General features: G+C 58.2%; 20 protein-coding genes and 4 tRNA genes. 9 read left to right on the top strand and 15 right to left on the bottom strand.

The genetic code is table 11. The features are described 5' to 3' along the window. The first annotated feature begins 274 nt into the window (after positions 1-274). Positions 275-3898, top strand: coding sequence for an ATP-binding protein (locus tag DFS21_RS07370; RefSeq protein ID WP_111532055.1), 3624 nt, complete (start codon positions 275-277; stop codon positions 3896-3898). Positions 3899-4006: 108 nt separating this feature from the next. Here the strand turns inward: DFS21_RS07370 and DFS21_RS07365 are convergent, their stop codons facing one another. From DFS21_RS07365 to DFS21_RS07320, 10 genes are all read right to left on the bottom strand, one after another. Continuing rightward, the gene (locus tag DFS21_RS07365; protein WP_111532054.1) at positions 4007-4861 is read right to left on the bottom strand and encodes a hypothetical protein; all 855 of its coding nucleotides are present in this window, start codon (positions 4859-4861) and stop codon (positions 4007-4009) included. A gap of 88 nt (positions 4862-4949) precedes the next feature. Then, positions 4950-7850 (bottom strand): DUF927 domain-containing protein, encoded by a 2901-nt coding sequence (locus DFS21_RS07360; RefSeq protein ID WP_111532053.1) that lies wholly within the window; start codon positions 7848-7850, stop codon positions 4950-4952. Then, positions 7847-8131 (bottom strand): DUF3077 domain-containing protein, encoded by a 285-nt coding sequence (locus tag DFS21_RS07355; protein WP_111532052.1) that lies wholly within the window; start codon positions 8129-8131, stop codon positions 7847-7849. The genes DFS21_RS07360 and DFS21_RS07355 overlap by 4 nt, the downstream gene beginning before the upstream one ends. Continuing rightward, a complete protein-coding gene (locus DFS21_RS07350) occupies positions 8128-8409 on the bottom strand; it encodes a hypothetical protein (protein WP_256591262.1) in 282 nt (93 codons plus the stop codon). Before DFS21_RS07350 ends, DFS21_RS07355 begins: the two co-directional genes overlap by 4 nt. Before the next feature lie 552 nt (positions 8410-8961). Then, positions 8962-9555 carry a hypothetical protein gene (locus tag DFS21_RS07345; protein WP_111532051.1) on the bottom strand — a complete coding sequence of 198 codons (594 nt, stop codon included), beginning with the start codon at positions 9553-9555 and terminating at the stop codon, positions 8962-8964. Next, the gene (locus tag DFS21_RS07340) at positions 9552-9821 is read right to left on the bottom strand and encodes a helix-turn-helix transcriptional regulator (protein ID WP_371926790.1); all 270 of its coding nucleotides are present in this window, start codon (positions 9819-9821) and stop codon (positions 9552-9554) included. The genes DFS21_RS07345 and DFS21_RS07340 overlap by 4 nt, the downstream gene beginning before the upstream one ends. Positions 9822-9867: 46 nt before the next feature. Next, positions 9868-10824 carry a hypothetical protein gene (locus DFS21_RS07335; protein ID WP_111532050.1) on the bottom strand — a complete coding sequence of 319 codons (957 nt, stop codon included), beginning with the start codon at positions 10822-10824 and terminating at the stop codon, positions 9868-9870. A 289-nt stretch (positions 10825-11113) separates the two neighbouring features. Continuing rightward, positions 11114-12409, bottom strand: coding sequence for an integrase arm-type DNA-binding domain-containing protein (locus DFS21_RS07330; protein ID WP_111532049.1), 1296 nt, complete (start codon positions 12407-12409; stop codon positions 11114-11116). A gap of 161 nt (positions 12410-12570) precedes the next feature. Beyond that, positions 12571-12646 (bottom strand) — tRNA-Thr (locus DFS21_RS07325). 58 nt (positions 12647-12704) lie between these two features. Beyond that, positions 12705-13115 (bottom strand): pilin, encoded by a 411-nt coding sequence (locus tag DFS21_RS07320; RefSeq protein ID WP_111532048.1) that lies wholly within the window; start codon positions 13113-13115, stop codon positions 12705-12707. Between the two features lie 226 nt (positions 13116-13341). Here DFS21_RS07320 and DFS21_RS07315 point away from each other — a divergent pair, with 226 nt between their 5' ends. Genes DFS21_RS07315 through yacG form a run of 4 tightly spaced genes read left to right on the top strand, consistent with a single transcriptional unit; the run spans position 13342 to position 16239 of the window. Then, positions 13342-14550: a type II secretion system F family protein gene (locus DFS21_RS07315; protein WP_111532047.1), complete on the top strand. Its 1209-nt coding sequence runs from the start codon at positions 13342-13344 to the stop codon at positions 14548-14550. A gap of 2 nt (positions 14551-14552) precedes the next feature. Continuing rightward, complete coding sequence (locus tag DFS21_RS07310) at positions 14553-15419, top strand: A24 family peptidase (protein ID WP_111532046.1); 867 nt, start codon at positions 14553-14555, stop codon at positions 15417-15419. After that, positions 15419-16042 carry a dephospho-CoA kinase gene (gene coaE / locus DFS21_RS07305; protein WP_038706809.1) on the top strand — a complete coding sequence of 208 codons (624 nt, stop codon included), beginning with the start codon at positions 15419-15421 and terminating at the stop codon, positions 16040-16042. Before DFS21_RS07310 ends, coaE begins: the two co-directional genes overlap by 1 nt. Continuing rightward, on the top strand, positions 16039-16239 hold the full coding sequence (gene yacG / locus DFS21_RS07300; protein ID WP_046854173.1) for a DNA gyrase inhibitor YacG: 201 nt from the start codon (positions 16039-16041) through the stop codon (positions 16237-16239). The genes coaE and yacG overlap by 4 nt, the downstream gene beginning before the upstream one ends. 169 nt (positions 16240-16408) lie before the next feature. On the opposite strand, the gene DFS21_RS07295 is transcribed toward yacG, so the two are convergent. Next, positions 16409-17116 (bottom strand): energy-coupling factor ABC transporter permease, encoded by a 708-nt coding sequence (locus DFS21_RS07295; RefSeq protein WP_110700050.1) that lies wholly within the window; start codon positions 17114-17116, stop codon positions 16409-16411. An 86-nt stretch (positions 17117-17202) separates the two neighbouring features. Here DFS21_RS07295 and DFS21_RS07290 point away from each other — a divergent pair, with 86 nt between their 5' ends. The 4 genes from DFS21_RS07290 to DFS21_RS07275 all read left to right on the top strand — a co-directional run bounded on the left by DFS21_RS07290 (position 17203) and on the right by DFS21_RS07275 (position 20005). Continuing rightward, complete coding sequence (locus DFS21_RS07290) at positions 17203-17634, top strand: hypothetical protein (protein WP_111532045.1); 432 nt, start codon at positions 17203-17205, stop codon at positions 17632-17634. 55 nt (positions 17635-17689) lie between these two features. After that, on the top strand, positions 17690-18319 hold the full coding sequence (locus DFS21_RS07285; protein ID WP_038706811.1) for a DUF1780 domain-containing protein: 630 nt from the start codon (positions 17690-17692) through the stop codon (positions 18317-18319). 132 nt (positions 18320-18451) lie between these two features. After that, the gene (locus DFS21_RS07280; protein WP_023631877.1) at positions 18452-18625 is read left to right on the top strand and encodes a DUF3094 family protein; all 174 of its coding nucleotides are present in this window, start codon (positions 18452-18454) and stop codon (positions 18623-18625) included. A gap of 84 nt (positions 18626-18709) precedes the next feature. Then, positions 18710-20005, top strand: a complete 1296-nt coding sequence (locus tag DFS21_RS07275; protein WP_111532044.1) for an NAD(P)/FAD-dependent oxidoreductase — start codon at positions 18710-18712, stop codon at positions 20003-20005. 127 nt (positions 20006-20132) lie between these two features. On the opposite strand, the gene DFS21_RS07270 is transcribed toward DFS21_RS07275, so the two are convergent. The 4 genes from DFS21_RS07270 to DFS21_RS07255 all read right to left on the bottom strand — a co-directional run bounded on the left by DFS21_RS07270 (position 20133) and on the right by DFS21_RS07255 (position 21011). Further along, the gene (locus DFS21_RS07270; protein WP_110700056.1) at positions 20133-20669 is read right to left on the bottom strand and encodes a dihydrofolate reductase family protein; all 537 of its coding nucleotides are present in this window, start codon (positions 20667-20669) and stop codon (positions 20133-20135) included. A 103-nt stretch (positions 20670-20772) separates the two neighbouring features. Then, positions 20773-20848 (bottom strand) — tRNA-Lys (locus DFS21_RS07265). Between the two features lie 6 nt (positions 20849-20854). Further along, positions 20855-20931, bottom strand: a tRNA-Pro gene (locus DFS21_RS07260). 4 nt (positions 20932-20935) lie between these two features. Beyond that, positions 20936-21011 (bottom strand) — tRNA-Asn (locus DFS21_RS07255). Positions 21012-21411: the final 400 nt, after the last annotated feature.

Raw genomic sequence — 21411 nt, 5'->3', positions numbered from 1 at the left:
CGGAAGGTGAGTTCGCCGGACGCGTACGCTGCTTCGCCACGCTTCCACGCAGGCCCTACACAGCCTTGCCGAGCCTTGCTAGGCCCCCCCGAAGTGACGAGGCTCTTCTCGCCATTAGCAAGCCCTAAGATGATGGACAAATGCCATCATAAGGAGATAGCGTCGATACCGAGATGATCGCTCCGCATGCCATCAGCCCAGCTCCCATGAGGGAGAGATGGTATAAAAGACAATCTAAAATGCCAATTGAGCTCTGCGACCAAGGACTGCACTGATGGACGAGTTGACATTACGCGAATATCTGAGTTACGGCGAAAGAGACTGGCTTGATTTCAAAAGAGATGCTTATGGCGATTTGAAGTCAGCCCAATCTAGAAATGAATTAATCAAAGATATATTGGCGATGGCCAACACTCCGCGAGATCGCAGCGCAGTTCTGATACTTGGCGTTTCCTGGACGGCAGAAAACGGAAGTGAAATAATTGGGCTTGAACGCCACTTAGATGATCAACAGTTCCAAACATCCTTCGGCACCGACAGAGCTCAGCCTATTCCGCGCTTCACCTACACCCCATTTAATTTAGATGGCAAAAATATCGGAGCCATTGAGATACTGCTGGACGACAGAGGACCGTTCACCCCTATCAAAGACTTTGATGGACTTCAAGCTGGCGCTATTTATTTTAGGCGCGGAACTACTAGCGAACGCGCTGTAGGCGATGAGATCTCAATGATAGTCAGATGGTTTCAGAATGGTGAAAATCATATGTCGCCATCCTTACCGACTGATAACTGGAGGCCATTCCTAGAGGCAGTTAGAAATTTCTCACCGACCACTGCATATATATTAATAACCGACAGGACCGATGAAAAACTTGCAGGAATTGCACACGCTATAGGTGCCGCACCATGGCGCGCAGTTATTGACTTTGATCCACTCAGCGATATTGATGGGCTCTTGAAAATATGCTCTGGAGTTCTTGAAAAGAACAGAACAGTACATCGGGCCGTCCGGGGAGACTACGTAATAAGACCTGAGCCCGGATTACATTGGTTTTTTGCAAGAGGCATTCAAGGCAGGAATGAAACAATTTCCAACGCCGATCACAGAGGTTGGTTAAAGCAGTACAAAACGGAGATAAGTAGACAACTGCAAAGTATTGCTTCTGCAGTGTCACCCACCCCGGTAATTGCAGTAGTCATTTGGGAGGATACTGAGCTCAAGAAGCACCTACGCACGATTCTCGAGGACATGAGCGGTGCTTTCGGGGAGTTTCTTGAAACGGTATTTGTCTCGAATGATAAAGCAGGCTTGGAGAGCATAAGTGACGATGCAGGAGCGACCTTCATCAAAATGAGTAGGAGGAGCCTTTCGTCCAGTTTAGCAGTTCACTTTGCAGACAAAGAAAACTCTCAAAATGATGAAAGGTTTGTGCTCGACACACCAAGCGGGGCGTTAATTGAACTAAGTTTGCCTGATCAACTTTGGCTGTGCGAAGATCTTGAAATCCTTCATCGCAATACAGGTATGTCAGGTGAAGACGAACCTGAAAACTTTCGTCGTGGCGCAGATGTTTCTTGGAGAGATTTGAACCTCCACCACGATTGTGATCGCGATTGTTTGCCGCAGATCAGGGCTCAAGTCGAAGACGATCTACGTCGGAGACAGACGGTGCGAATAAATCTCTACCACGCACCAGGTGGAGGAGGCTCTACGATAGGTCGCCGAATCGCCTGGGATCTTCATCGCATCTATCCCACATGCATCCTTAAAACTTCAGCCGCCCGTGAAACCTCAGAAAAAATAGCCAAACTATCAGCTCTTACTGAATGCACCATATTGGTAGTAATTGACGGCGGCCAACACTCGGAGAGGGACATAGACGAGTTGTACGGCTATCTCAAGGCTTCGCAAACCCCTGCGGTTTTACTGCAAGTGCTACGACGTTTCAACTCGCAGCAACCTGCAAAGCGCCGTTTTTGGCTAAATGATCAGCTGAGCAACCAAGAGTCAGACCGCTTCAAGTCAGCGTACATCAGGGCTGCCCCAACAAGATCGACTGAAATCCAAAGGCTAGCATCAAGCAGAAATGAGCGAGAAAGAACAGCATTCTTCTTTGGCCTAACAGCTTTCGAAAAAGACTTTAGAGGATTGACCCCGTACGTTTCTATTCGCATAGAGCATCTCAATCCAGAGCAAAGCAAGATACTAGGATTTTTGGCAATAGCTAACTATTACGGGCAACAAGCAGTACCTGCCCATGCATTCGCAAAATCACTCGGGCTACCACAATCAAAGCCCGTCGATATCAGAAGCATATTCACCGGTGAGAATCAGAAAACACTAGACTTGCTAATCGAAGCACAACCAGGCCACTGGAGAACAAGCCACCCGCTTATATCACTTGAGGTTATGAGGCTAATGCTATCGCCCCCTCAGGGTGGAACTCAAGAAGGCATATGGCGCCAAAATCTATCCAAATGGAGTAAAGACCTAGCGGACTTATGCAGTGGTGACGGCGACACCCCCAGCGATATTTTGTTGGAATTGGCTAGAAGAGTGTTCATTTATCGAGACAACGTCGAAGTGTTAGGCACAGAGCGCTCAGGATCTAGGGGCTTCTCGCAACTCATAGATGACATCCCATCGGATGCCGGTCGAGTGGAGGTCCTTCGTCATCTCACTGAATGCTTCCCCATGGAAGCACATATGCACGCTCACTTAGGACGTTTCCTTGGGGCTAAAGGTGATTTTGACCAATCCATTCATGAAATCGACTATGCCATTTCGCTGCAAAATGATGATCATGTTCTCCATCACATGCGTGGCATGGTTCTGAGACAAAAAATGAAGAGCTTCGCAGAGCGCGGAGCATCTATAGATGAGTTAGTAGAGTTATCAATAGACTCCAGTTCGTCATTTGAACGCACCAGAGATATTGCCCCAGAACTGGAGCACGGATACATAGGCGAGATCCAGCTTCTTCTTGAGTTAGTTGACAGAGCAAAAATATCAAGCATAACAAGCGCATCAAGCCACCCATATCTTAGAGAGGCGCTTGATCGAGCTGAGGACATCCTTGATAGACTCCAGTATTTATATGCCGGCGAAGAACCAAGCAGATATGCATTAGACTGCCAAGCTAAGCTATCAAGGCTGCATGGCGACTTCAGTAAATCCCTGCAAGGTTGGGACAACTTATTATCTAGACCTGAAATATCAAAGCCTCCAGTTCGCCGACAGATCGTATGGACCATATTGCGAAAATATCAAGGAAGATGGGAAAACCTATCATCCAAAGAGATTAACCGAGTCAAGACCTTACTCGAAGAAAACCTTGAGGAAAACTCCAACGACTCGACTAGTCTTCGCCTTTGGCTGAGGGCTGTCCGCTACTCAGCGAGCCCGCCTTCACTGGACGCGCTTACTGAAAAAGTAGGATATTGGAAGGTAAACACCGGCACACTAGACTCAGCGTTCTACTTATATACGATACATTTCTTACGGATTTTGCAAGGTTCTTCTCAAGCCGTAATCGATACGGAAAGAGCATTAGAGGAATGTCGATCTTTAACTAGGTTCAGGCGTGATCGCACACGGAGCTTTGAGTGGATCGGAGAAAAAAATGGCATCCAGGGTCTTATTCATCAGAGCCAACTTGGTGATTGGAAAGGAGAATTCTTCGAATCAACTGACTTACTGAGACGAGTTTCAGGCCGAATTAAAACCATTGACGGACCACAAAAAGGACTCATCGAAATTAGCGGTGGGATAGAAGCATTTTTTGTTCCCGCAAAATCTGACATACACGCAGGAAAAGATGAAAACGCGCTGGTCACATTCTATTTAGGATTGAGCTACGACGGTCCTAGAGCATGGGATGTAACACTCGGCTAAATAGATGATTTCGGGCGCGGCCAAAGTCTTAGCGTAACTGGCAGCGCCCTCTTTATAACTAAAAAGTTGAAATTATCAGCCTATAAAACGGATGGAATTAGCTCCACTTTAGTCCAAAGCAGGAACATCAATAACTTGCGCGATGGAATATTGATAGCTCATCACCGCCAAATCGCTGTCGCTCCAGTGAGTGTGGCTTTCCAATTGGCTACTTACATGGAATCGATGAAATGCCATCCCCTCGCGTCCCATATAGCGTTTCGCTGCGTAAAGCCTTGCCCCGAGATCAAGAAGCTCTTTCAGCGATGCATCCCACTGCTCTTCCAAACGCTCAAGAGCCACTACCACTGCAAAGCGTTCCGCCTTAAGAATTTCCTCAGCCGCTTCCTCGATGTGCGTGTCGATAGTTTCAATTTCTTGCACCATGGCAGCGATCATCAAGCCTTGCCGGCGCTGATTTTCCATCGCCGAGTTCAAAGCCTTCGCCGCTTTCTGTGCGCCATCGGCAGCTTTTTTCTCGCCGTCTACATCGCTCCAAGCAACCGCTTGGGCGTAGGCCCGCGCGGCCTCCTCCTCAGCCTGGCGAGCATCAGCAACCATCTTCTCGGACTGGCTCTTGGTTTCTGCTAACCGCGCGCTCAGCACTTTGCGCTTGCCTTCCAGGTCGGCCTTATCAGCTGCCCAGTTGTTCATGGTTTCTTTGTACTCTGCCATCAGCTCAGAGCTTTTAGTCTTTCGGTTCCACCATGCAATGTCCCGATCAATCATGGAGACTTTGTGCTCGACGGTTCCGACTTTCGATCTCAATTCACGAAGGCGGATCTGAAGCTCGTTACCTGCTGGCGTTTCAGGATAGTTTGGATCAATCAGGTGCTCTTCGTATTGGGCGATCTGCCCATTGAGTTCCTCGAGCTCAGCTTGGTGCTGGGTGCGTTCGATGTTCAATTGTTCAAGGCTTCGCATTGCTTCGTCATCCATAGGAGGGAGTTGATAGTTGAGTGGCTGGCGAGGCCGAACGCGCCGGCGTATGCCTCATGTGGACTGGCTACCTTTAGGCCGCCACAACTTCAGCCAGCGGCGCCTCGGTATTGGGTTCGCTCAGCACCACGTAACAGCGCTGCATGCCCATGCCGGGCAGGCGTACTGTGCTCGACGCTTTTCCGTCCTTGCCGCTCTGTAGAACGCCTCGCTCTATCAACTCACGGTTCACGGCGGTGATGTTCATTCCACGGAACACCTCCGATCGCCATGCTTCCGGGAGTACGTAGTAGGTGATGGTGGTGTGCATGGTGTCACCCATGCCGTGCTCCATGGTTTTGCGGAACCCCAATCGATCAATCGTGCGTGGGCCATGTTCATCGATCTTCGCGGCGGTGGACTCCCACCGCGTGAATCGGCTTTCACCAAAGCGCTCAATGACCTGGCGCAAGCGCGCCATGATGGCTTCCCCCTCCATATTTCCTGCACCGCCGCGCTCAGCCAGCCAGGCATGCAGACAGACGCGAGCTGCCGTGAGCGCAGCGCCGTCAGGCCAGCCGGTCACGCCCAAGGCAGTGGCGAGCTCGCCCGCTGCGCCGACCAGGCCAAAGCGCAGAGCAGCACGCTGGACCTGCCCACTTGCTGACGCTGGGAGATTCTTTGCGATGAACTGCTCGACAGTACGACGCATGATGGTCACCAGACCGGGAAGCTTGCCGGGAGCGCACAAGGCGTCTAGGAACGCCGTGAGCGGCGTACCGTAGAACTTGCTTACCCGCAGCTTGAGCGCATCTGAGAGCGATGCGGCATCTTCAAATCCACACAGGGCGTCGAACATCCCTAACCCTTTGCTGGCGTTCGCCGGTACCGCCAGCATACGAACCTCCATGCCAGCCTTGAGCTCTTTGTTGGCTTCAGCCATATGCTGCGCCAGCGTCTTTTCACCGGTCGAAAGAAACAGCAGGCGCCATTCCTGTACGGTACGGCCTGCTTGTCCTCGATCATTCGCCCGGGCTTTGCCGGTGCCGTTGCCGAGCATGTAGACGGTCTCGCCGATAATGCGGGCGTCGCACATGCCGATTTCATCCAAGATCAACAGTCCATCAGAGTGCGCCGCAGCGATTGACTCAAGCGCGTTGTCGGTCGACCGCCATGACCGCACCAAACGTGGTCCGCCGTACACTGAGGCGGCTACCTGCAAGTGCGTGGTCTTCCCGCCGGAACTGTCACCGTAAAGGTGAAAACCGCCGGACTCGTGTCCCAGCAAATGAAGCATAGGGCCGGCAAAAGCCGTGCTGACCACAAACGCCAAGCGGTGATTACCGACACAAAGAGCGCCGATCTGGCTCTGCCACTGCTTTAGGGTGCCAGCCTCGTTGATTGGCGGGAGCTGGGCTCCAGCATCGTAGAAATGCAGGTGTTCGCCATGCTGACCAATCTGACGATCAGGCAGCAGGAATGCGTTGTTGTGCCAGCCCAAACGGGTTACTAGTCGTGCGCGCTGAGAGCTATCAAAACCCTGCAGGTAGCTCTGCAGGTCGTTACGCGCATGCCTGCCTGACCTAGAGCCGGCCAGGCGTAGTCCCATGTCGACCAGTGGACCCAATACGTCTTTGCCGAAATCGCCGGTCATCGTCCGCGCCGGAATGTTCCAACGTTTCTTTTCACCGTCGGGATCATCGAACTCGACCAGCAGCCCCCAGTTGTGACCCTTCTCGTCGCGAGTACGCGCGAGAATTTCAAGGGACGAACATACGGGGCGTGCCTCACCATCTTCGGTGGCGTAGAACACGCCTTCTTCTGTCAGGCGGAAGCCAGTCGGTAGTAGATCCCGACTGGGGCGAGCCTTCCCTTTCTCCGCCTTGCTTGGCTTCGCATCAACCACCTCAACAACCGATGGAGCGCTCTGGTTCGAGCTTCCACACAGCTCACCGGTGCCAGCTAGCAACGCGAAATGCGCAGCAGTCCACCCTTTCTCCAGCGCATCGGCGGCGTCATCACCATCGCTCCAACGTCCGCCTTTGGTAAAGCTCGGTATTTCGCCCTTGTGCACAGGCTTGCGATTGAACACTGCTAGCTCGATGGTTTGAACTGCACAACCAATTTCCGCCAGTTTGGAGGCTATCGCCTGCATGCACTTGGCGCCGCTGTCGTCGTTATCGGGCCACAAGAGCACCTCACGTCCCTGCAACGGGGTGAAGTCCGCCTTGTGCCAAGAGTTTGAGCCGTTTGGCCAGCAGGTGGCCACGTGACTTGGCAGAAGCACCTGCGCTGCATCAGCGGCCTTCTCGCCCTCGCAAAGAATCACTGGAGCGTCTGGCTTCTTATCCAGCTCGTCCAGGCGTAACAATGGTCGTGGCTCAGCTAGCCCCTGCCAGCGCCATTGAGCCGGACCCTGCGCGCCACGCATGCACCACGTCAGCGGCGCAAATACCTTCTTGGCGGGTTCGTCCGGACTACCGGCGACATCGAATCGATAGAGAACCATCAAGGGCTCGCCTTGGGCATTGCGGTAACACCAAACTTTCGACGGAGCCCCATGCTGTCGGTGCTTGCTTGGGCATTTGGTCATCGCCTCAGCGGGGATCGGTAATACCGCCTGCCATTCAGTAGTTGCTGGCTTTTTAGCCGGCTGAGCCTGGATCGCGGTACGAGGATCAATACGCAGAAACTCAACCAGCTTCTGGCATGCATCAACGTCAGACGAGCTACCGAGATAGCGCACCAGGTCGATCAGATCGCCGCCTTTTTCACCCGTTGCAAAGTCAGCCCACGTGCCCTTGGTCAGGCTGATCTTCAGAGAGCCGGCGTGCTTGTCATTTCGGGTAGGGTTTGGTGCGGTGTATTCCTTGCCACCGTCTACACGCTTTCCGTTCGGCAGCCAGTGAGAGAGCACCCGATCAATCTGACACAGCGCCTCAGCTTTGACCTGCGCAAAGGTGGGGCGACGGCTGTTGACTTTGGTTCCGCTCATGCGCCACCGCCTTGGGCAACTTGAAGCCCTGTGGCGACGTCATCAATGAGGGCTTTAGCCATTTCCCCGAGGTAATGAGCTGCCCAAACTACGGTTCCATTCTCATTTTCCATCCCGCCCCGCAGAGTGAGCTTATTGATGCAGTCCATCAGAAGCGAAGCTTGCTCAAGCGCTTCCTCACAAGAAATGCCGGCATTAACACGGAACAGCGGTGAACCCTGCGAGTTGTAATTGGCAAAGGTGGCGCCGCCGGCGGTGTTTATCACCAAAGAGGCCTTCATTGCGCACCTCCAGATACCGAGCGACGGCTAGATTCGTCAGCATGAATCACCAGCGTGCGAATCAGCCCCAGCGTCCCGCGTACGTCCCACAGAGCAGCGGCGATCACGCGGTTCGCCAAGCGAGGGGTATCACACTCGAACTGATCTTCTAGCAGGAGGAGAACAGCGTTCGCACGCTCTACTGCGCAAGTGATGGCATCGACTGGAATACCGGCATCGGTGTGTTTAGGAACAGCGAGGATATCTTCGGGAAGGGCCATATTCAGAGAAGTGATCATTGCGCACCCCCTGTATTTTCCAGGGCGCGGGCTTTGGCCATATGGTCGTTGTAACGGGCAAGGCGAGTACGAAGGCTGGAGTCGGCGTGGAGAGCGGCGAGAGCCAATGCCCGATGGGCAGCGGCACGAATTTTGGACGGAAGGCGGGCGTGCATTGGGTGTTGCTCCTTGAGTTGAGGAGCCATCACCGCTTGCGGCCAAGCAAGGAATGGTGACGGCTGTACGCGGGTTGGCCGACCGGGACTCAAGGCACCCGGCACACCCGAAGGTGTCCCACGCACAGCCGCCATAACACGAAACTGCGGGCACAAAAAAAGCGCCTGCAATCGTATGGTGGGCGCTTGTGCGCCTTGAGTTGTTCGACCGGCCAAGGTCGGTCACTGAATTTGCAGCGACGATCACAGAGTAATCGCGAGCGAGCAGAAGCGCAACAGGTGCGCATACTTGCACAAGCAATAATGGAGGTTTAGATTGAGCAGGCATGAAGAATTACCTCAACGCCCTCGGTAGCCGCCGGGGGCGTTTTCGTTTGAGCAGTGCGGGTCGGTGCTGTCAGTTGCCAGAGGTCGGTGGGTGCGCTTCGCCTTTCAACCAGGCAAATATCCTCGCGTCTTCCCTGCACCGGCGGCGGTACTCCTCAGCGAGCCACTCTTCACGTTTTGCAACGCTCTCAGCCACGAAGGTATCCAGGTCTGTTTGATCTCGTCCAAACGCATGACTCTGTTCGCTGGTGGCCTGCTCTTCCTCCAGATCGTTCGCTACCCAGCTAGCCCAAACCTCAGCGTCATTCGAAAAGAGATAACTCTCATCGGTGAACCAGTAGGTTACCCATTCAGCCAATTGAATTGCTGTGAGGCCCAAACGCCGCTGTTTGTCCATTGCGAACGGCCCTTCTCCCACGATGGTAGAGAACTCGCGGCGGATTCCATGCTTCCGCATGAACGCGGGCATTTCCCACGGGTTTGCGCGGAGTGGAATGGCTAGGCCATCTGGGTTGAAAAAGAATGCCTCTTGGGACTGGCCGTTCCAACTCACCCCTGCAATGATCCTGTGTCGCCAGTTGATATCCCCAGACTTGTAGAGGCAGAACGCTGCGCCATAGGGATCATGGAATGGGCCAGTGAAGTGATAGCGACGCACGCTCATGCCGCCACCCGGTCACGAGCCTGAATGCGGCTACGCGTCCATGCTTGAACCTCGGAAAGAACCCAGGCTACCGGGGCGCCCCGGGCGGTACTGTTGCTCAGCTTCACGGGCAGCGGGAAGCCACTCTCGGCCTGCTGCATCAGCTTGTAGATCGTGGGACGGGCCAACCCTACGATAGCCATCACTTCAGTGATGCGTATCAGAGTGGTCTGAGGGTCGCGCCCAGAGTGGAGGGTGGTTGCTGCGGAGAAAGTGGTCATAGTCATGCCTGTATCTAAAGAGACAGGCACAGACTAAAAACTCAATAACGAATCAACACGGTCCGCTCGTTTTTCTTTTTTTTCTAGGGCCGTACTCTCCCAGCTCTCTGAGATTTTCCCTAATCGTGTCCCGTGTTCCGATTCCCTCTACACCGACCAGCCTGGACAGCAGTGCCTTAGGTTCAATTTCAGGATAGGACCTCTTGATACGCTCAACGGCGGCCCGGGTGAGCTCCCGCTTCTTCACCTTTCCATCTTGAGTAGCGGTACCTGGCCGACTGTTCCCCTTGCCTGCCCAGCGAGCCCTCTCGGAGCTTTTCACGGTGTAGATTTTGTCGATCATCGTCGGAAAAAAACTACCTGGCTGAAGCGTCCCAGAGCTCAACGCGACTTCAGACTGGCGATAAAGGTCAGCAAGCATCAACACCTTTTCCGACTCAGCCACCCACTGAGCAAAGGTCTCTCTCACCTCAGCTTCCCTGCCCGGTTGGGTACGACGTTGGCGCTCAACCATGGTGTGAAAAAACTCGGGATCATTCAGCCTTAGGAATTCGGCTAAGTCAGGGTTGATGTCGTACACATTGAGCTCAACATTCCCCAACCAGTCAGCCAGCACCTGAACAGCGTCCAGCGCTTGCGCGAAGGCGTAGCTCGCCGCCATTCGAGAGCTAGAAATAGCTTCAACTTGACCTAGCACCTGACGCACTACATCCGGCAGCGAAAACGACTGGGCATAGCACAATCGCTCGTAAATGAGATCTCGCTGCCTGAACGTCTCATGGATTACCCGCCTTGCTTGACTGGAATACCCCAACCCTTCCTCGAGCCAATAAGAAGCTGCCTCGTTTATCACATCAAATGCCTGGCGAAAGTGCTCACGGAACTCAGGGAAAAGTGCAACTTCCGCTACAGCATCCTCCATCATCTGGATCTCATCGAGCAGGCTACTGATGTCAGTATTCGCAAGCTCGAACGTGAATTGCTCCACCTCATTTTCGGACCAGATCACACCCCACGCCCCCTTGATCGAAAAATGAGCCTGCGCGATAGATGATCGCTAAGCTGCCGACAGGGCCGACAGGCAACAGTGGTGCGAAACACCATATAGCGTTGATACACCTGCTTGTCCGCGTGGGCCAGCGATGCGTTACCAGTCCGGAGGCTAGGATTTTCAACGGTTCCACCTGCCCCGAAACACGAGTTGCACATGAAACACCCCAATTGGTGGCTACGATCCACGAGCATTGACGACCGTAACGTATCGCTAGCTCTCGATGCCTCATGCGTTGCTTGAAATCTCAAATGTCGCTCGCGACAGCATCTCGGTGGGCAAAGTCGTACGGGGTGATCGCTTCCATTCGATTGGCGTCTAAATAATCTGCCCACCACTGCACCATGAGCCTTCGCTCCTGAATGTGTTCTGCTTTGTGGATATACGCTGCGCGCACCGTGTTTCGCTCCTGATGGCTCATCTGTCGTTCGACAGCGTCTTTACTCCACAACCCAGACTCAACTAGTGCTGAACAAGCCATTGTCCTGAAACCGTGGCCGCACACCTCTGACTTCGTGTCATACCCCATGCGTCGAAGGGCCTTGTTGACGGTGTTTTCGCTCATGGGTTTCCAGTGATGGTGATCACCTACAAATACCAAGTCGAATCGGCCGGTGAGATCGCGGATTCGCTCCAAGACACTAACTGACTGGCGACTGAGCGGAACCAAGTGTGGTGTGCTCATCTTCGAGCCGCGATGGGAGTTCTTTACGCCCTCGATAGGCGCTCGCTCACCAGGGATTTCCCACATCAACTTTCCCATGTCGATCTCACCCCAGCGAGCGAATCGGAGCTCACTAGAGCGGATAAACACCAGCAAGGTCAGTTGCACCGCGAGCTTGGTCAGGCCGCGCCCGCTGTCGGCATCTATCCGCTGGAGGAGCTCAGGTAAGCGCTCAAATGGCAAAGCAGGCCGGTGCGCTGTTTTGCGGGTAGCCGTGGCGCCTTGCAGATCTATCGCAGGGTTGAAATCCAGATGGCCATGCTGAACCGCCATGCGGAGGATGCCTGTCATGTACTGCCGTAGGCGTGCAGCCGTATCCAAGGTATCCCGCTTTTCCGCCGCCTTCAGTGGAACCAGCAGATCCCGTGTTTTGAGTTCCGCGACCGGGCGATCACCGAGAGTGGGCAACAAGTGGGATTCAATGCGTCTCCACACGGTGGAGGCATGACCAGGTGTCCACTTACGAGCGCAGGCCGCGTGCCATTCCTGAGCAAGCAAACGGAATGTATTCGCCCGGGCGTTAGCCGCTTCCTGTTTGTCCAAGCGCGCCTGCTCGATGGGGTCTTTCCCAGCAGCAAGGAGTTCAAGCGCCTGGGCGCGTCGCTCCCTGGCCGCTTTCAAGCCGAGCGCCGGATAGTTGCCAAACGTTGCTAAACCATCACGGCCATCAGGTTTGGTGTACTTCATACGCCAAGTCTTGACGCCTGACGGCTTCACCAGCAGGTAGAGGCCTTTGCCATCGAACAGCTTGTAGTCCTTCTCCCGAGGCTTGGCCGCATCACATTTGGGATCGGTGAGAGGAACCACTGTGCGCGCCATAAGGATACGTTTCCTTGCCGAACCGAAATATCCCTAACCATATCCCTAAATCGCGTAGATGCCCAGAGACAAAACGAGACAGGCAGAAACAACAAAGCCCGCGCTAGGCGGGCTTTGTTGGGTGTTTCGTAGACAGTCATAGACTTCTGGAAACTGGTCTCTGGTGCCGGAGACAGGAATCGAACCTGCGACCTTCGCGTTACGAGTGCGCTGCTCTACCGACTGAGCTACACCGGCGTGTTGCGCAACGTACCACTGCCGTGTCGGTTACGCAAACCCCTGTTTCACCTCACTTTCACTGCGCCTTGCAGCCGTTGGGCGCGAGGTCTTCCTCCACCGTGGTCACGCAGGTCCAGCCTGCCTGGGTACGCGCCAGGGTCACGGTCTTGCCCAGCACATTGGCCGGTGCGTCGGCCAGGGTGCAGGCGATGCTGGCGGTGCCGTCGGCGGCCTTGCCACTGGCGGTGATCGCGCAATGGGCGGTGGCGGGCTGGCCGCCGAGGCTGGCGACGTCTGGTACGTCCTTGCCGTCGTTCAGGCGCACGTCCATCGGTGTCTTCAGCGCGGAGATTTCCAGCAACGCGGCGGTAGCCTTGGCGTGGGCCTGGTGGTTGGTGTACAGGGGGATGGCGATGGTCGCCAGGATGCCGATGATCGCGACGACGATCATCAGTTCGATCAGGGTGATACCTCGTTGCCCTTTCATGAACGGTCTTCCTTCGTGATACGTGGAGGCGCGGCGGGCGCTTTCATCGTGGCGCGCCCCGGCCGGCAGGCGCGCAGTAGGCCTGAACCGACACCTTTTGTCACCCCTGCGCGGCGGGGCGTCATCTTCGCTGGACTACTCTAGTGAGCCACAGGGAAACGCGCCCGGCAGCAGGCCGGGCAAGCTGTTACCGGGCTTTTCGCCCCAGCGCAAAAGGACTCTCGCCATGCCTGCTTCCACCCGTCTATACGCCTGGGAAGGCGTCGATGCCAGCGGCGCGCCGCAACAGGGCCAGCACACTGGGCGCAGCCCGGCGTTCGTGCAGGCGTGGTTGCGCCAGCAGGGGATTCGCGCGACGCGGGTGCGGCTGGCGGGTGGGCTGCGCTGGCGCTGGCCGCAACGGGCGGGCAAGGTGGATGCGCCGGGGTTCAGCCGGCAGCTGGCGACCTTGCTCACGGCGGGGGTGCCGCTGTTACAGGCGTTCGAGGTGATGGCGCGCAGCACGGTGAACAGCGCCATGGCGGCGCTGCTGGTGCGGTTGCAACAGGATGTGGCGGCGGGGTTGGGCTTGGCGGATGCCTTGCAGCGCCATCCGGGGTGGTTCGATGCGCTGTACTGCAACCTGGTGCGGGTGGGCGAGCAGTCGGGCACGCTGGACCGGCAGCTGGAGCAGATGGCGACCATGCTGGAGAAGCGCCAGGCGCTGCGGCAGAAGGTGCGCAAGGCGATGCTGTATCCGGCGCTGTTGCTGCTGACGGGGCTGGGGGTGGCGGCGTTGTTGCTGCTGGAGGTGGTGCCGCGGTTCCAGGGGTTGTTCGCCAGTTTCGACAAGGCACTGCCGGCGTTCACCCAGTGGGTGATCGATTTATCCACAGGGCTGGGCAATCACGTCGGGTGGTTGGTGCTGTTGATAACTGCACTGGGGTTTGGGGTGCAGGCGTTGTATCGGCGGCATCTGCCGGCGCGCCTGTGGATATTGCGCGGGGTGTTGCGGGTGCCGGTGGTGGGCACCTTGCTCGGGCAGGCGGCGTTGGCGCGCTTTGCCCGTAGCCTGGCGACCTCGTATGCCGCCGGGGTGGCGTTGCTGGATGCGCTGGCCACGGTGGCGCCGGTGAGTGGCGATAGCCTGCACGAGCGGGCGATCCTCAAGTTGCGCCAGGACGTGGCCGGCGGCATGGGGCTGCAGCAGGCAATGGAGGCGGATGCGCTGTTCCCGCCGCTGTTGCGCCAGCTGGTGGCGGTGGGCGAAGCCAGCGGTACCCTCGACCGGATGCTGGACAGGGCCGCGCTGCATTACGAAGAACAGGTGAGCCAGGCGCTGGAGCAGTTGACCACGCTGCTTGAGCCGGCCATCGTGCTGATCCTCGGGCTGCTGGTGGGGGGCCTCGTCGTGGCGATGTATTTGCCGATCTTCCAGTTGGGTAGCCTGATCTGAACATGAATGCCTGGACCGTAATCGTCGATCATCCGCCGTTTTTCTACGCCCTGGCCGCGGTGCTGGGGTTGCTGGTGGGCAGTTTTCTCAATGTGCTGGCGTACAGGCTGCCGATCATGCTCGAGCGCCAGTGGCAGCGGGAGGCGCAGGAGGTGCTGGGGCTGCCGCAGGCCGAGCATGAGCGTTTCGACCTGTGCCTGCCGGCTTCGCGCTGCCCGCACTGCCAGCGCCAGATCCGCGCGTGGGAAAACATTCCTGTGCTGAGTTACCTGGCCTTGCGTGGGCGTTGCTCGGGGTGCAAGGCACGGATCAGTGCGCGTTATCCACTCGTGGAGCTGGCCACCGCGCTGCTGTCGCTGTTGGTCGCTTGGCATTTCGGGCCAGGCGTGGAGGCGCTGGCAGTGATGCTGCTGACCTGGGGATTGATCGCCTTGAGCCTGATCGATGCCGAGCACCAGTTGCTGCCGGATGTGCTGGTGCTGCCGCTGTTGTGGCTGGGGTTGATCGGCAACGCCTTCGGGCTGCTGGTGCCGCTGAGCGATGCGCTGTGGGGCGCGGTGGCGGGTTACCTGAGTTTGTGGTCGGTGTACTGGGTGTTCAAGGTGGTGACCGGCAAGGAGGGCATGGGCTTCGGTGACTTCAAGCTGCTGGCCATGCTCGGTGCCTGGGGCGGTTGGCAGATCCTGCCGCTGACCTTGATGCTGGCGTCCTTGGTAGGGGCGCTGATCGGGCTGACGCTGGTGCGTTTCAAGCGCACGCAAATGGGCGCGGCATTGCCTTTCGGGCCTTATCTGGCCATTGCGGGGTGGATCGCATTGCTCTGGGGTGATGAAATAGTCGCCTCATACCTGCAACTGCTTGGAACCTGATGAGCACAGCGCCCTTCACACCCTGGATTCTTGGCCTTACCGGCGGCATCGGCAGCGGCAAGAGCGCCGCCGCCGAACGTTTCGTCGAACTGGGCGTGCACCTGGTCGATGCCGACCAGGCTGCGCGCTGGGTCGTCGAGCCGGGGCGCCCTGCCCTGGCCAGCATCGTCGAGCGCTTTGGCGCCGGCGTGCTGCAGGCGGACGGCCAGCTCGACCGTGGCGCCCTGCGCCAACTCATCTTCGCCGACCCGAGCCAACGGCAATGGTTGGAACAACTGCTGCACCCGCTGATCGGCCAGGAGATCTTCAGCTACCTGGCCAAGGCCGAGACGCCCTATGCGGTGTACGTTTCGCCGCTGTTGATCGAGTCGGGGCAGCACCAGAAGACCCAGCGCATCCTGGTGATCGATGCGCCGACCGAGTTGCAGGTGCAACGCACCTTGGCCCGCGACAACACCAGCGCGGAACAGGTGCAGGCGATTCTCAAGGCCCAGCTGGCCCGGGAAGAGCGCCTGCGCCATGCCGATGACGTGGTGGTCAACGATCGTGACCTGCAATCGCTGCACGACGAGATCGACCGCCTGCACCACTTTTACCTGACTTTACGAGGAGGCCAGCCATGAGCCAGCCGATGACCGTTGATTGCCCGACCTGCGGGGCACCCGTGGAATGGGGCGAGCAGAGCCCGTTCCGGCCGTTCTGCTCGGACCGCTGCAAGTTGATCGACCTGGGCGCCTGGGCGGCCGAGGAGCACAAGATCGCCGGGGCGGAGGAGTCCGAGGATGAGTTGTATTCGGGGGATCTGGAGCCGCGGCACTAAACGGATCGCGCAGCCTTAACAACAGCTGCTGCTTGAATCCTGGGGCCGCGTTGCGGCCCATCGCTGGCAAGCCAGCTCCCACAGGGACGGCGCTTGGCTTTAGGTTTACGCGGTCGGTGTGGGAGCCGGCTTGCCGGCGAGAGGCCGGTACAGGCCACTCGATAACGCTTTAGCGCTCGTCATCCTTCCACGGCGCTTGCAGATAGCGGCTGCGGTTGAAGGTCTCCAGCCACTCCGGGCAGAACACCACCAGCGCACTGATCACCGTGCCATTGATGAACGCCTCGGGGAACATCATCAGCCATAGGTAGCCAACAAAATCGCTTAGCCATTCCGGCATGGCGAAACGCTCGTCCATCCACAGCACCCCCAACCCCGCCGCCAGGCACAGCAACACCGTCAACGCTGCCGGGAAAAACCCGCAACAGAAGATATAAACGAACAGGTTACGCGGCTGGGCGCGCTCGACCAGGATCGCGCACACCTCGGTGACCAGCACCGGCAGGCCGACGATCAGCAGGCCGTTGACGCCGATGGCGGCAAGGTCCTGGCGGCCCATCAGCAACAGGCCAAGCTGGGCGAGAAAGCCGCCGAGCACGGCCAATGGCCAGTCCAGCAGCAGGGTGACGGCGGTCATGCCGATAAAGTGGTACGACACCCCGGTATCGAAGTCGCGGCGCACCAGCCAGAGTATGAACAGGCAGAACACCGTGCCGAACAGCAGGTGCTGGCGGCGGGTGTCAGTGAACAGCTCGACCCAGCGGGTGCGGCTGGCGGCCCAGATCAGCAGGGGCACGTAACCTATCCAGCCAAGGGTAAGGCTGGTGCTGGACAAGACTTGTGCGCTGATCACCTGAACAATATCCCTGTCGGCCATGTGGACAAGCCTGAGTCTACACCCATTCTCCCTTTCAGCCGGTTGCTATAGGCTGGCACCTCATTTCGATGCAGGACGCGTCCGCCATGCCTGAAGGACTTAACCTGCCGCTGCTGCTCGGCGCGGCGTTCAGCGCCATCGCCGGCGTGCTGCACCTGGCGGTGATCGCCGTTGGCCCGCGTTGGTACCGCTTGTTCGGCGCTGGCGAGCGCATGGCCAGGGCGGCGGAGCAAGGGCGCGTCTACCCGGCCCTGGTCACTGCGGCGATCGCGGCGGTGCTGCTCGTCTGGTCGGCCTATGCCTTGTCAGCGGCTGGGCTGATGCGCCCGTTGCCCTTGCTGTTGCCGGTGATCTGCCTGATCACCCTGGTGTACCTGGCGCGGGGCCTGCTGGGGCCGCTGGTGCTGGCCGGCACCGGGCGAAGCCGGCGGTTTATCGCGGTCAGTTCGGCCATTTGCCTGGGCGGCGGGCTGCTGCATCTGCTGGGGGTGGTGCAGCAGTGGCTGGTGCTGGGCTGATTCCTACGCACAAACAGCATCTTACCGTCATCAATTAGCGACTAAGCTTGTCCCCATGGATGACTCAGACTACCTGCGCCTGCTTACCATCCAGGCCGAGCAAGCCAATGCGTTCCTGTCCAATGCCCGCAAATGGGAGCGCGAGCGTTGGGTCTGCCAGCGCCTGCTGCAAGGGCTGAACATCCCCTACCGCAGCGAGGATTTCACCCCGGCCGGGCAAGAGCCACCGGACGTGCTGTTCCGCGACGCGGCGTTCGAGGTGTTCTTCGTGCTCGACGAGGGCCGCCGGCTCAACGATGAATGGCGCGAGGAGCTGCAACGGCGGCGCAGCGCCTTCTCCCTGGCCCAGCTGGTGCGCCGCGAGCAGCGGCCCCGGCGCATCAGCGCCCAGGAGCTGCTGGCGCGCCTGGCGCCGACCCTGCGCAAGAAGTCGCACAACTACCGCGAGCGCGGGCTGGACCTGAGCGAGCTGGACATCATCGCCTTCGCCAGCCTCAAGCGCGAAGTGCTCGACCTCAATAGCCATTTCCCGCCGCCCACCGAGTACCTGCGCCAGGGCTGGCGGTCGCTGTCGCTGGTGGGGCCGACTTTCGCCCGGGTGCTGTTCGCCCACCCGGACGCGCCGGATTTCCTGCGCGGCAACCTGGGGCGCAGCATCGTGTTCGACGTAGGCATCAGTCTTTGATCCAGTGCCGGGTGTCTTTGCGATCACGTACACTCGGCGCCAGGGATAGAAAGCATTATCATTCGACCCATGCGTTTGCGTGAGCGCTGTGGCGTGCACGCAGTCACGAACGTCTATCTGACGAGGCCCACCATGACCAGCCGCCTGAATCCTGAAGATCAGCGTCGCGTCGATGAGTATCTGAGCGCCCCCCAGCATCAAGTCGAGCGCCGGCCCTTCCGGCCGTGGCTGCTCCTGCTGCTGGTGGTGGCCGTGACCATCGGTCTGGGCCTGTTGAGCCGCCTGCTGAGTGGACTGGTGCTATGAGCTGCCTCGCGCTCGCCCGCCTCTCATGCCGGATGCGGCCGGACCTTGTGTCCACGAATTCCGTAAAACTTGTGAGATATCCCCATGACTCATCGCATCGTGATTGTCGGCGGCGGCGCCGGCGGCCTGGAACTGGCGACCCGCCTGGGTAAAAGCCTGGGCAAGCGCAAACAGGCCGAGATCACCCTGGTTGATGCCAACCTGACGCACATCTGGAAGCCACTGCTGCACGAAGTGGCGGCCGGCTCGCTGAACTCCTCGGAAGACGAACTGAACTACGTGGCCCAGGCCAAGTGGAACCACTTCAACTTCCAGATGGGGCGCATGAGCGGCCTGGACCGCGAAAGTAAACTGATCCAGCTGGCCGCGACCCTCGACGACGAGGGCCGTGAGCTGCTGCCTGCGCGCACCATCGGCTACGACACCCTGGTGATCGCCGTGGGCAGCAACACCAACGACTTCGGCACCCTGGGCGCGGCGCAGCACTGCCTGTTCCTCGACAGCCGCAAGCAGGCCGAGCGCTTCCACCAGCAACTGCTCAACCACTACCTGCGCGCCCACGCGGGTGATGTGGCCAGCGAGCAGATCAGCGTGGCCATCGTCGGCGCCGGTGCCACCGGCGTGGAGCTGGCGGCCGAGCTGCACAACGCCGCCCACGAGCTGGCAGCCTATGGCCTGGACAAGATCCAGCCCAAAGACATGCACATCACCCTCATCGAAGCGGGCCCACGGGTGTTGCCGGCGCTGCCGGAGCGCATCAGCGTGCCGGTGCACAAGACCCTGGAAAAACTCGGGGTGACGGTGATGACCAATGCCGCGGTCAGCGAAGTGACCGAGGATGGCCTGAAGACAGCGGCCGGCGAAGTGATCCAGGCCAGCTTGAAGGTCTGGGCGGCGGGCATTCGCGCGCCGGGCTTCCTCAAGGACATCGACGGCCTGGAGACCAACCGCATCAACCAACTGGTGGTGCGCCCGACCCTGCAGACCACCCTGGACGACAACATCTTCGCCTTCGGCGACTGCGCCGCCTGCCCGCAGCCGGGCACCGACCGCAACGTGCCGCCACGGGCCCAGGCCGCGCACCAGCAGGCCTCGCTGCTGGCCAAGAGCCTCAAGCTGCGCCTGGAGAACAAACCGCTGCCGACCTACGAGTACAAGGACTACGGCTCGCTGGTATCGCTGTCGCGCTTCTCGGCGGTGGGTAACTTGATGGGTAACCTGATGGGCAGCGTGAAGCTGGAGGGCTGGTTGGCGCGAATGTTCTATGTGTCGCTGTACCGGATGCACCAGATGGCGCTGTACGGGATGTTCCGCACCTTGATGCTGATGCTGGGCAGCAAGATTGGGCGCGGGACTGAGCCGCGCCTGAAGCTGCACTGATAGCCGGTCGCCTGCTCTCCCGGTGGGAGCGGCGATGCAGCGACCCGACTTGCCCCGCGATGGCGTTGGCCGCCACAACCTGGCTGCCTGTGCAGACGCCATCGCGGGGCAAGCCCGCTCCCACGGTTCAACGCACTATGCGATACGTGCTCTGCACGAACCCACTCTCGTAACTGGTCGTCTTCATGTGCTGCAACAGCACATCCTTCGCCAACTCGCCGAACAACGGTATCCCCTGCCCCAGCAGCACGGGGATGCGGGTGATGGTCAGCTCATCCACCAGCCCCTCGCGCAAGAACCCTTGAATCAGCTTGCCGCCATCCAGGTAGAGGCTCTTTGCGCCCGTGGCCTGCAGGTGCTCGAGCAACGCCGGGATCGGCCCAGGATGCAACTCGACGCGCCCTGACACACCCCTGGGCAGTGCCTCGAGCGTACTGCTGACCACCACCACTCGCGTATCAGGGTACGGCCACTCACCAAAGGTCATGACCTTGTCGAAGGTGCCGCGCCCCATTACCAACGTATCGACGCCCGCCATGAAACCGGCATAGCCATGGTCGTCGCTGGACTGAGTCGCCCCCATCAACCAATCGAGGCCGCCGTCTTCGCGGGCGATAAAGCCATCCAGGCTGGAGGCAATGAAAACACTGGCTTTGAGTGGCATGCGCGGGCGCTCCTGCGGGCGAAGGCCACAGGGTAGCAAAGGGCGGGGATATAAATCGCGGACAAAAGAAAAAGGGCATCTCATTCGAGATGCCCTTTTTACATGGTGGGTCGTGTAGGATTCGAACCTACGACCAATTGGTTAAAAGCCAACTGCTCTACCAACTGAGCTAACGACCCGGAAAATGGTCGGGGTGAGGGGATTCGAACTCCTGACATCCTGCTCCCAAAGCAGGCGCGCTACCGGACTGCGCTACACCCCGAGATTGGCTCCGCGACCTGGACTCGAACCAGGGACCCAATGATTAACAGTCATTTGCTCTACCGACTGAGCTATCGCGGAACTGAACTTCGGTACATCTTTACTGCTTCGAAGCCTGTGTTAGCTTCGATCTCTTTGGCTATCCGCTTTCGCGTTGTCGCTGCTGAGGCCGGCTATTCTACATTCTTCGTTTTGCTTGTCAACCACTTTTTTTCGTTCAACTTACTGATTTGTAAGTTGTTTTCAGATCGTCGGTGTTGCTGGCGATCTGCTCAGTGCCTGACAGCGGGGCGAATATTAGGGGCACTCTGTTTTTTGTGCAAGCACTTTTTTCAAAATTTTCAGCAAGTTAGCTGGGAAGCCGGAAAATCAGGGGTTTGCGCTGCCTGCACTGGCCTTATCGCGGGGCATGCCCGCTCCCACGCATTGGGTATCTTCTGGCACAGATCGGCGTGGGAGCAGGGGCTTGCCCCGCGATAAG

Origin of the sequence: Pseudomonas sp. 2848 (assembly GCF_003253945.1) — a bacterium.
Classification (GTDB): Bacteria; Pseudomonadota; Gammaproteobacteria; order Pseudomonadales; family Pseudomonadaceae; genus Aquipseudomonas.
Note: the sequence above shows the minus strand (reverse complement) of the source record. Positions and strands in the feature narration are given on the sequence as shown.